At 40.2% G+C, this 10863-nt stretch carries 10 protein-coding genes; all 10 read left to right on the top strand.

What is annotated here, in order from left to right; all coding sequences use genetic code 11:
- The first annotated feature begins 17 nt into the window (after window positions 1–17).
- A complete protein-coding gene (mgsA, locus tag G608_RS0102475) occupies window positions 18–413 on the top strand; it encodes a methylglyoxal synthase (RefSeq protein ID WP_026494686.1) in 396 nt (131 codons plus the stop codon).
- Window positions 397–1350, top strand: coding sequence for a D-alanyl-D-alanine carboxypeptidase family protein (locus tag G608_RS0102470; RefSeq protein ID WP_026494685.1), 954 nt, complete (start codon window positions 397–399; stop codon window positions 1348–1350). The genes mgsA and G608_RS0102470 overlap by 17 nt, the downstream gene beginning before the upstream one ends.
- A gap of 80 nt (window positions 1351–1430) precedes the next feature.
- Window positions 1431–1850 carry a hypothetical protein gene (locus G608_RS0102465; RefSeq protein ID WP_026494684.1) on the top strand — a complete coding sequence of 140 codons (420 nt, stop codon included), beginning with the start codon at window positions 1431–1433 and terminating at the stop codon, window positions 1848–1850.
- 72 nt (window positions 1851–1922) lie between these two features.
- The gene (locus tag G608_RS19610; RefSeq protein ID WP_051208736.1) at window positions 1923–3344 is read left to right on the top strand and encodes an HlyD family efflux transporter periplasmic adaptor subunit; all 1422 of its coding nucleotides are present in this window, start codon (window positions 1923–1925) and stop codon (window positions 3342–3344) included.
- A gap of 60 nt (window positions 3345–3404) precedes the next feature.
- A complete protein-coding gene (locus G608_RS0102455; protein ID WP_026494683.1) occupies window positions 3405–3932 on the top strand; it encodes a cell division protein SepF in 528 nt (175 codons plus the stop codon).
- A gap of 52 nt (window positions 3933–3984) precedes the next feature.
- On the top strand, window positions 3985–5088 hold the full coding sequence (gene aroB, locus G608_RS0102450) for a 3-dehydroquinate synthase (RefSeq protein WP_026494682.1): 1104 nt from the start codon (window positions 3985–3987) through the stop codon (window positions 5086–5088).
- Between the two features lie 31 nt (window positions 5089–5119).
- Complete coding sequence (lspA, locus tag G608_RS0102445; protein ID WP_026494681.1) at window positions 5120–5659, top strand: signal peptidase II; 540 nt, start codon at window positions 5120–5122, stop codon at window positions 5657–5659.
- Window positions 5659–6597, top strand: coding sequence for an RluA family pseudouridine synthase (locus tag G608_RS0102440; RefSeq protein ID WP_051208734.1), 939 nt, complete (start codon window positions 5659–5661; stop codon window positions 6595–6597). The genes lspA and G608_RS0102440 overlap by 1 nt, the downstream gene beginning before the upstream one ends.
- Window positions 6598–6734: 137 nt before the next feature.
- Complete coding sequence (locus G608_RS0102435) at window positions 6735–7859, top strand: DUF5692 family protein (protein WP_026494679.1); 1125 nt, start codon at window positions 6735–6737, stop codon at window positions 7857–7859.
- A gap of 280 nt (window positions 7860–8139) precedes the next feature.
- Window positions 8140–10818 carry an FAD-dependent oxidoreductase gene (locus G608_RS0102430; RefSeq protein WP_051208783.1) on the top strand — a complete coding sequence of 893 codons (2679 nt, stop codon included), beginning with the start codon at window positions 8140–8142 and terminating at the stop codon, window positions 10816–10818.
- The last annotated feature ends 45 nt before the right edge of the window (window positions 10819–10863 follow it).

Genomic DNA, 10863 nt, shown 5'->3' with positions numbered 1-10863 from the left:
TTGGGAAGGGGTTATATATGAATATTGCTTTTATTGCTCATGATGCAAAGAAAAAGCTGATGCAGAATTTTTGTATAGCATACAGAGGTATTCTTGCAAAGCATGAACTGTATGCTACAGGGACAACAGGACGTCTTATAGAAGAGGTTACAAACCTTAATATTCACAAGTATCTTGCAGGTCACTTAGGGGGATCACAGCAGATTGGTGCTGCGATAGAGGCCAACGAGATTGACCTTGTGGTATTTCTTCGCGATCCTCTTACACAGAAGGTTCATGAACCTGATGTTAACAATGTAATGAGATTATGTGATATGCATAATATTCCGATAGCTACAAATCTTGCTACTGCAGAGCTTTTGATCAAATCACTGGACAGAGGAGACTTAGAGTGGCGTGAGATGTATAAATAAGTTTGCCGTGCTGCCGATTCTTTTATCGGTGGTTCTATGCGGTTGCTCCGGGGGAGAATACGCTCTACATTATTCATCCAAATTATCTGAATACAATGTTGGAGGAGGGGAAAGACTTGATACTTTCGCCTCTGATCTTTGTGTTACCAATTCCGAGATTGGCGATTCACTTAGTGTGACAGAGAAAACCTGTTGCGGATTGTTTGACATTACAAGAAAAGAGACACTTTTTTCTCATAATGCTCAGTTGAAAATTGATCCTGCATCGCTCACAAAGGTGATGACAGCTATAGTTGCCCTTAAATACGGCTCACTTGATCAGATTCTTGTTGCTGATAATAAGGTTATCATCACTGAGGACGGAGCCCAGAAGATCAACCTTTCTGCGGGAGATTCAATGACTCTTGATCAGGCGCTACATATTTTGCTTTTATATTCGGCAAATGATGTAGCAATTCTTATTGCAGAGAATATTGCCGGAAGTATAGATGAATTCATTGATCTGATGAATCAGGAGGCTGTAAGGATCGGTGCAACCAATACACACTTTATGAATCCCAACGGTCTTACGGAGGATGATCACTATACTTCTGTATATGATATGTATCTCATGTTTAATGAGGCCCTTAAATATGATAAGTTTTCTGAAATTATAAAGATGTCTTCATATTCTACGCAGTACAACACATCCACAGGTGACCTCAGAGAGCTTAATGTAAATAACACAAACGGATTCATAAACGGTAACTATGAGATGCCCGCAGGAATCACAGTTCTTGGAGGAAAAACCGGTACAACTGCAGCTGCAGGACACTGCCTTATCCAGCTTGCGACAGATACCTCGGGAAACCCGTATATTGCTGTAATAATGCGTGCTGAAGACACTCAGACACTTTATACGGAGATGTCGGATTTGCTTTTACAGATTACGGGTTAAAATTCGTTATTTATGTTGTCTTTTACAGACAGTTCACTTATAATTGTATTATCATAAATCAACTTCAGGAGGGTATGGATATGGTTCAATTAATTGTTGGGAAAAAGGGTAAGGGCAAGACAAAATGCCTGTTGAACAAAGTCAATACCGAAGTCAAAAATATCTTAGGTAATGTTGTATTTCTTGATAGAAATACAAAGCACATGTTTGAGCTCAACAACAAGGTTCGTCTTATCGTAGTTCCGGAATTTATGATTGAAAATTCAGATGAATTCATAGGTTTCGTCAGTGGCGTGATTTCACAGGATCACGATCTTCAGCAAATGTATTTCGATGGTTTTCTCAGTATTGCTTGTCTTGAAGGCAAGGATATTACAAGTACAATTGAAAAGCTTGATAAGCTCTCAGAGAAATTCAACGTAGATTTCGTACTTAGCGTTTCTATGGATGAGTCTGAGCTTCCTGAGTCTGTTAAGCCGAAGGTTGCTACAGCACTTTGATGGTAATAATGAGATAGGAATAAGATAAGCCGCGCTTCATCTCGCGGCTTTTTCTTTAGTTTGAATATTTTTATGGCACGTAAGAAAAACAGAAAGGTTACAAGGTATCCGTTCTTTTTGCATATAAACGTCGGTATGTTGTTTTTTGCATTCATGATCGTTTACGTTGTGATCTGTGTTGTTATTTATTTTAACAAGAAGCATATTGTAGGTTACGAGGTAATGGAAGGCTCACTTTCTTCCAATAACATCTATGAAGCGGTTGCTCTTAGATCAGAGAAGATTGTGACCACCGACAAATCAGGATACATCAATTACTTCGCCACAGAGGGACAAAGAGTTGCTGTTGGCAATCTTGTTTATACGGTTGATGAATCCGGTGACCTTCTGGATTACCTTAAATCCCAGGGATCTGAGCAGGCAGAGCTTACGGATGATGATTTAAGCGAGCTTAGAACACAGATAGTTAGCTATTCTTCGAGTTTTAAGCCTACCGAGTTTTCATCGGTCTACGATTTTAAAAACAGCCTTGATGGAACGGTTCAAAAGCTTGCAAGTGCAAGTGTCCTTCAGAACATTCAATCACTAAATTCCGGTGGATCAACAGCTCAGAGTATAAATTACTGCTACTCACCGGATACAGGAATAGTACTTTATTCCATCGACGGATATGAAGAGCTTACACTGAACGATATGACAGCTGATCTTCTGGACAGTTCAAAATATGAGAAGAACCAGCTGATAAGCAATACGTTAATGGGGCAGGGTGATGGTGCTTTTAAGATTGCCACAGATGAGACCTGGAGCATTGTTATTAAGGAAAATGATCTTGAGAAGGTTCAGAGTCTTGCCGAGAGGGAATATGTAAAGGTAAGATTTCTGAAGAATCAGGATGAATCCTGGGGTAAGGTTTCTTATTACACGAATGATGCAGGAGATACCTTCGTTGCATTTACTTTTACCAATTCAATGATCACCTTTGCAAAGGACAGATTTCTTAATGTGGAGCTGATCACTGAGGAAGAGAAGGGACTTAAGATACCTAACAGTGCTATAGCAGAGAAGAGCTTCTATGTTGTTCCAAAGGAATATGTAGTTAAAGGCAGTAACAATAATTACGGTGTTCTAAGAGATAAATATGATGAGAGTGGAAATGAAACCTCTGAATTTGTAGAGGTTGAGCTCTATAATGAGACAGAGGATTCATATTATATTGACGATGTTTCACTAAGAAGCGGTGATATAGTCATCAAGATGGACTCACAGGACAGATTTACTATCAGTCAGAAGGATACACTAATTGGGGTATATAACATCAATAAGGGATATGCGGATTTCAGGCAGATAAGTATTTTGTATCAGAATGATGAATATGCGATAGTTAAATCAAATACGACTTACGGTCTAAGCGTTTATGACTATATCGTGCTGGAGGCTTCCACGGTTGAAAACGAGCAGCCATCTGCTAACCTTGACACTTCGAGTGAAAACTAGCATAATATAATAGTTGATTTTTATTTAAATCATATTTAACGGGAGATGAGGAAAGTTAATATGAGCGTAATGGATAAGTTTTTATCAGCTATGAAGCTGAATGGGGATGATGAAAGTGGTTACTATGATCAGGATGATGATGCGTATTATGACAGCACCATCGAGCCTATTCGTAAATCCGGCGGAATCGGTAAGGATGATCCTTCTATAGAAATAAATGAAGAGAAGCTCAAGAAATCATCACCTGCTCCGAGAAGTAATGTTTCAAGAACCAGAAGCGTTGGTTCAGGAATGGAAGTATGTGTTGTAAAGCCTACTTCAATTGAGGATGCAAGAGAGATTACAGAGACACTTCTCAATAACAGGACTGTAGTACTTAACCTTGAGGGAATAGATGTTGAGCTGGCACAGAGAATCATTGATTTCACATCAGGTTCATGCTTCGCAATATCAGGTAATCTTCAGAAGATTTCCAGATATATATTTATAGTGACACCTGCAAGTGTTGATATATCCGGTGATTTTCAGGATATCTTAGGCGGCGCCTTTGAAAGCTCTATGGGCAGCGCCGGACCGCAGTCTATGTAATTTGGATTATTAAGCAGAAGCACTTTTGCTTCTGCTTTTTTTAAGGGGTATTATGTCAGAAATATTAAACGTAAAATATAATGGTGAACCTTGCTATGACATAGTTTTTGATAAAAGCTTTGAAGAGCTTCCTGCTAAAATTTCTGAGCTTGGTTTTACAAATAGAAGGTTTTGCATCATAACTGATTCAAATGTAGGACCGCTTTATGCCGAACAGGTTAAGGGACTGCTCGAGCCTGTTTCGAATAAGGTTGTTGTTTATGAGCTACCTGAAGGTGAGGAAAATAAGAATCTTACACAGATAAATAAGGTTTATGGCTTTTTGATCTCTGAGAAATTTGACAGACACGATCTTATCATCGCCCTTGGTGGCGGTGTTGTTGGAGATATGGCAGGCTTCATTGCAGCAACATATCTTAGAGGTATTGCTTTTGTTCAAATACCCACAACACTTCTTGCTCAGACGGACAGCAGCATTGGCGGTAAGACAGGTGTTGACTACGAAGGCTATAAAAACATGGTAGGCGCTTTCTATATGCCGAGGCTTGTTTTTATGAATATCAGTGTTCTTAACTCTCTTGATGGAATTCAGTTTGCATCAGGTTTTGCTGAGGTAATGAAGCACGGTCTTATTAAGGATTCAGATTTCTATATGTGGCTTATTGAAAACATGTATGAGATCGAAGAAAGAGATCCTGAAACACTTATAACAATGGTCAAGAAGAGCTGTGATATTAAAAGAGCCGTAGTTGAAAAGGATCCTACAGAAAAGGGCGACAGGGCACTTCTTAACTTCGGCCATACAATCGGTCATGCTATTGAGAAGTATAAGAATTTCGAGCTTCATCATGGTGAATGCGTTGCTCTTGGAGCAGTGGCTGCTGCCTTCATCTCATGGAAGAGGGAGCTTCTTTCAATGGATGAGTACTATGAAATAAGGGATATGTTTGTTCCTTTCGGTCTTCCTATTTCGGTAACGGATATTGATGAGGATGAAATAATTAATCTTATGCATTCTGATAAGAAGGCAGATTCAGGCAGTATTAAATTCGTACTTCTTAAGAAGGTTGGTAAAGCGGTTCTTGATAAGACAGTTACAGATGACGAAGTAAGAGCTGCACTTAAGGAAATCACCTGGACAGAGGATTTCGAATAAAAAGTAATAGGTTTAGGAGTTTTAATTATTTATGGATATTCTTACTAAGAAGAAAAAGATTTCTCTTGTTCTTGATATTATAGTGATTACTCTTTTGATAGCCCTTGATCAGTTTACAAAGTATTTGGCTGTTGTGCATCTCGAGGGTAAGGAAAGTATTGTTATTATTTCTAAAGTCCTTGAGCTTACTTTTTTGAAAAACAGCGGAGCTGCATTTGGAATTTTACAGAATCAGAAGGTATTCTTTGTAATGATAGCCATTATGATTCTTGTTGTAATAGCTTATGTGCTTTTCCGTATACCAAATGAGAAAAAGTACATAATAATGCAGGTTATACTTGTGATGATTGCCAGCGGCGCTGCAGGCAATATGATAGACAGGATAAGGAACGATTACGTAGTTGATTTTATTTCCTTTGTGATCATAAATTTCCCTATCTTCAATGTGGCCGATATATATGTAACTGTTTCGACTATTTTGTTTATTGTTCTGTTTTTGTTTTATTATAAAGAAAAAGATTTTGATTTCCTTAGCTTTAAACAGCAACGTAAGTACAGGGAGTTTAAATAATGCAGTCAGGTGATGAAAATCATGTAAGATACGTCATATCTGAAGAAATGTCCGGAGAGAGAGTTGATAAGCTTATGAGCTCTCTCTCTGATTCTATGTCAAGAAGTTATATTCAAAAGCTTATAAAAAGTGGAAGCGTGCTGATAAACGATAAGCCTGTTAAGGCAAGTACAGTTGTTAATGAGGGTGATGTTGTAGATATGACAATTCCCGCATCAGTACTTCCTGATATTGAGCCCGAGAATATTCCGCTGGATATAATTTACGAAGACGATGATGTTGTCATAATAAATAAACCAAAGGGAATGGTGGTTCATCCTGCGCCGGGACACTACAGCGGAACGATGGTAAATGCTCTTATGTATCATCTTGGAGATAATCTTTCCGGAATAAACGGAGTCATGAGACCGGGAATCGTTCACAGAATAGATATGGATACCACGGGGTCAGTTATTGTTTGTAAGAATGACAAGGCACATAACAGCATAGCCGCTCAGCTTAAGGAGCACAGCATCAACCGTGTATATCATGCAATCTGTCATGGAATAGTTAAGGAAGATGAGGGTACTATATCTACTAATATAGGAAGAAGCACATCAGACAGAAAGAAAATGGCGGTGGTTCCTGAAAACCAGGGCAAAAATGCAATTACACATTATAAGGTTTTAAAGCGCTTTGAAGAGGACAAGATGACCTATATAGAGTGCCATCTGGAAACGGGAAGGACACATCAGATAAGAGTACATATGGCTCATTTAGGACATCCGCTTCTTGGTGATACTGTATATGGACCTGAGAGAAAAACCAAGTTTAAGCTTCAAGGACAATGCCTACATGCAAAGATTCTTGGCTTTAAGCATCCGACCACAGGGGAATATATAGAAACCGATGCTCCGTTACCTGATTATTTCAATCATTTACTTGAAATTTTGAAATAAATGGTTAGGAAACTACTATTTGCATTATAGTATCCAAAAATTTCAACTAAAATATATTACTTTTGCCGATAGATTAAACATCGCCATATTGGTATTATTGATTTGTTGATTGTTAATACTTTTATGGAGGTGTTTATATGTTATTCCAGTTATATGGTCCTAGTGCAAGCATGCAGCTCTTAGGTTGGGTTCTTGTTTTTGCAGGTCTTATTCTTATGAATGAGATAGGTCGTAGAACAAAGGCTGGCGGAATTCTTGTATTCGTAATAATCCCCAGCATTCTCACAGTTTATTTCATCGCAGCACATCTTGGTGCATTCGGAGGCGCAGCTAATCCTACTGTTGCTTATATGGATGGCTGGTTCCACTATTTCAAGCTTTATGCAGCTGATATAGGTTGTGTAGGCTTCATGATGATCAAGTACAAATGGGGCATTGGTAAGGAAAAGTGGTTTGCATGGTTTCCTTGGGCAATCGTTGCAGCTAACATCATGATTGCTAATGTTTCCGACATGGAGTCAGCTCTTGCAGCTTTCTCAATCACAGGCGACCTTTCAGGTGCTTGGTGGGCTTCTAACGAAGGTGTATTCATCTACGGTGGTTGGTGGAACGTTGTTAACGCTATTGCAGGTATGATCAATATCTTCTGTATGACAGGTTGCGTTCACCTTTACACATCAAAGGATGCTAACAAGTCAGATATGCTTTGGCCTGACATGACAGTATGGTTCATCGTAGCTTATGATGTTTGGAACTTTGAGTATACATACCTTAACCTTCCTACACATACATGGTACTGCGGTGTAGCACTTCTTCTTGCTCCTACATTTGCTAACGCATTCTGGAACAAGGGTGCGTGGATTCAGAACCGTGCTAATACACTTGCAATCTGGTGCATGTGGGCACAGGTTGTTCCCGGATTCCAGCTTTGGAGCAGATTTGCTGCAGCTCTTCCTTCAGTTTACGGCGGAGCAACAGCAAACGGCATCACAACAATGGATCTTTATGAAAAGGCAATTGAGCTTTACAATGCAGGTGCAGGCAAGACAGCTCAGGCAGGTGAGATCATCTCATCAATGGGTATCACAGCTGATCCCAGAATGCAGGGCTTCGTAGCAATCCTTTCAATTGCAGTAAACGTTATCTGCATAGCTGAGATCATTAAGAGATCTATTAAGGCAGGCAAGAATCCTTATGCGAACGAAGTATTTACAGATACTAAGGACTTCCAGCTCGCTATGGAGAGAGCAGAGAAAGCTTGATAATAAAACGCTTTTTATTCAAATACCCTGTCCGAAGTGGCAGGGTATTTGATACACGTCATTGGCGTGGATGATAGGAGGCTGACATAGCCCCCTATTATTTTGCGCTCTAAAATGGAAACATCTATTTAAGATTTAGTTTCGTATTGTATAAAAAATCACACACAAAAAATCAATTTTATAGAGTAGGAGATTTATTTTGGGAAGAAAACCACCTTATAAGCCTTCATATGTGAAGGATGATGCAAAGCTTCGCGAACCAATAGTAAAGCTTGGCAAAATGATTACAGACAGACCGCTTCAGAAGCTTGGCTTTAAGAAAATTACAAATGATGATCCTGAGTATTGGGGCCTTGCTTCAATAGTTTCAGATGAGGAAGCAGAGCTTGCGCTTAAGATGGGCGTAAGAAAGCCTAAGACCTTTGAGCAGTTACAGAAGATATCCGGAATTGAGCCTGCTCACCTTCAGGAGCTCCTTGACCACATGTCATGGACTGGTCTTCTTGAGTACAACTGGGAAAATGAGAAGCATGAGAAGCAGTATCTTGTTCCTATGTATGTACCCGGAAGTGCTGAGTTTACAAACATGAACAAGGAAGTAATCGATGCGCATCCTGAGATGGGTAAGTTCTTTGATTATATGACAACTCTTCCTCTTGAGAAGGTAACAAAGCTTGTTCCTCCTGGAGGAGCAGGAATCGGTATGCATGTTATTCCTGTTGAGAAGGCTATAGAGATGGAGAATGAATCCATTTCTCTTGAGCACATTTCTCACTGGCTTGATAAGTATGAAGGTAAATATGCTGCAAGTCCCTGCTCCTGCAGACGCTCCAGAAAAACCTATGAAGAAGGCTGCGCCGATGATGAGAATGATTGGTGCATAGCTGTAGGTGATATGGCTGACTACGTTGTAGAGTCAGGTAAGGGCGGAAGATATATCACTAAAGAGGAAGCTCTTGAGATATTTAAGAAGGCTGAGGATAACGGATTTGTTCACCAGATCACAAACATCGATGGTGAGAATAAGATATTCGCTATCTGTAACTGTAACGTAAATGTATGTTATGCCCTTAGAACTTCACAGCTTTATAACACACCGAATATGTCCCGTTCAGCATATGTTGCTAAGGTTTCAAAGCAGGACTGCGTAGCATGCGGACGATGCGTTGAGGTTTGTCCTGCGGGTGCTGTAAAGCTCGGACAGAAGCTCTGCAAAAAGGACGGATCAGAGGTTGCATATCCTAAGCATGATCTTCCTTCAGAGAGAAAATGGACAGAAGCTGACTGGGATTGGGATTACAGAGATAATAACAGAATTAACTGCTATGATTCAGGTACTGCTCCCTGTAAGACAGCCTGCCCCGCACATATAGCTGTTCAGGGTTACCTTAAGCTGGCTGCTCAGGGTAAGTATACAGAAGCACTTGCTCTTATTAAGAAAAATAATCCTTTACCGGCAGTATGCGGCCACATCTGTAACAGAAGATGTGAGGAAGCATGTACAAGAGGAAAAATCGATCAGGCAGTTGCTATAGATGAAGTTAAGAAGTTTATAGCAGCAAGAGATTTAAATGCTGAGACACGTTTTATCCCTGAAAAGGTTATTCCTAAGGTAAATGGCGGATTTGATGAGAAGATCGCTATTATCGGTGGCGGCCCTGCAGGGCTTTCATGTGCATTCTATCTTGCAGAAAAAGGCTACAAGCCTACAATCTTTGAGAAGAACGATAAGTGCGGCGGTATGCTTGTATACGGTATTCCTTCATATAAGCTTGAGAAGGACGTTGTTCAGGCAGAAATCGACATCATAGAAGCTATGGGTGTTGAGATTAAGACCGGCGTTGAAGTTGGTAAGGACATCACACTTGATGAGCTTAGAAGCCAGGGTTACAAAGCATTCTATATTGCTATCGGATGTCAGGGCGGAAGAAAAGCCGGAATCCCCGGCGAGGATGCTGAAGGTGTCGTAACTGCTGTTGATTTCCTTCATGCAGTAACTGATGATGAGACAATCAAGGTTGAAGGCGATGCTGTAGTAATCGGTGGTGGTAACGTTGCAATCGATGTTTCAAGAAGTGCTGTAAGATGCGGTGCTAACAGCGTTAAGCAGTTCTGCCTTGAAAGCAGAGATATCATGCCTGCTTCTGACGATGAAATTGAGGAAGCAGAAGAGGACGGAATCGAAATAAACTGCGGATGGGGGCCCAAGGAAATACTTACTGAGAACGGTAAGGTTAAGGGCATTGTCTTTAAGAGATGTACATCAGTTAAGGATGCTGATGGCAGATTCAATCCTCAGTATGATGAGAATGATACAGTTACTGTAGAATGTCAGCATGTATTCTTAAGTATCGGTCAGAGTATTGTATGGGGTGACCTCCTTGCAGGTTCAAAGGTTGAGCTTGGCAGAGGTAACGGAGCTGTAGCAGACAGTCTTACATATCAGACAGCACAGCCTGACATCTTTGTAGGTGGCGATGTTTACACAGGCCCTAAGTTTGCTATTGATGCTATTGCTGCAGGAAAACAGGGTGCAATTTCAATTCACCGTTTTGTACAGCCTCATTCATCACTTACAATCGGACGTAATCGCAATGACTTCAAGGAGCTTGATAAGAATGATATTCTTGTTAAGAATTACGATACATGTAAGAGACAGGTTCCCGGAAAGAGTGATAAGATTGCAGATCCTAAGCACTCATGGCGCGATGCAAAGCTTGTATTCACAGAAGAGCAGGTTAAGGCTGAGACATCAAGATGTCTTTCGTGCGGTGCTTCTGTAGTTGATACCAACAAGTGTATCGGTTGCGGTCTTTGCACAACAAAGTGCGAATTCGACGCTATCCATCTCTTCAGAGAGAACCCTGAGTGCAGCGTAATGATTCCTTCAGAAGACAAATTCAAGGCAATCATCCCTTACGCAGCAAAGAGAGCTATAAACATTAAGTTTAAAAAATAAGTTTATTGGCAGCCATGTGGTTTTATCGAATGATATATTGTGTTC

The organism is Butyrivibrio sp. WCD3002, assembly GCF_000424265.1.
Lineage (GTDB): Bacteria > Bacillota > Clostridia > Lachnospirales > Lachnospiraceae > Butyrivibrio.
This window is presented reverse-complemented; position numbering and strand designations above follow the sequence as displayed.

Coding starts and splice junctions, on each gene's coding strand:
- G608_RS19610 (WP_051208736.1), top strand. CDS start 1,923: ATGGCACGTAAGAAAAACAGAAAGGTTACAAGGTATCCGTTCTTTTTG.
- G608_RS0102435 (WP_026494679.1), top strand. CDS start 6,735: ATGTTATTCCAGTTATATGGTCCTAGTGCAAGCATGCAGCTCTTAGGT.
- G608_RS0102440 (WP_051208734.1), top strand. CDS start 5,659: ATGCAGTCAGGTGATGAAAATCATGTAAGATACGTCATATCTGAAGAA.
- aroB (WP_026494682.1), top strand. CDS start 3,985: ATGTCAGAAATATTAAACGTAAAATATAATGGTGAACCTTGCTATGAC.
- G608_RS0102430 (WP_051208783.1), top strand. CDS start 8,140: ATGATTACAGACAGACCGCTTCAGAAGCTTGGCTTTAAGAAAATTACA.
- G608_RS0102465 (WP_026494684.1), top strand. CDS start 1,431: ATGGTTCAATTAATTGTTGGGAAAAAGGGTAAGGGCAAGACAAAATGC.
- lspA (WP_026494681.1), top strand. CDS start 5,120: ATGGATATTCTTACTAAGAAGAAAAAGATTTCTCTTGTTCTTGATATT.
- mgsA (WP_026494686.1), top strand. CDS start 18: ATGAATATTGCTTTTATTGCTCATGATGCAAAGAAAAAGCTGATGCAG.
- G608_RS0102455 (WP_026494683.1), top strand. CDS start 3,405: ATGAGCGTAATGGATAAGTTTTTATCAGCTATGAAGCTGAATGGGGAT.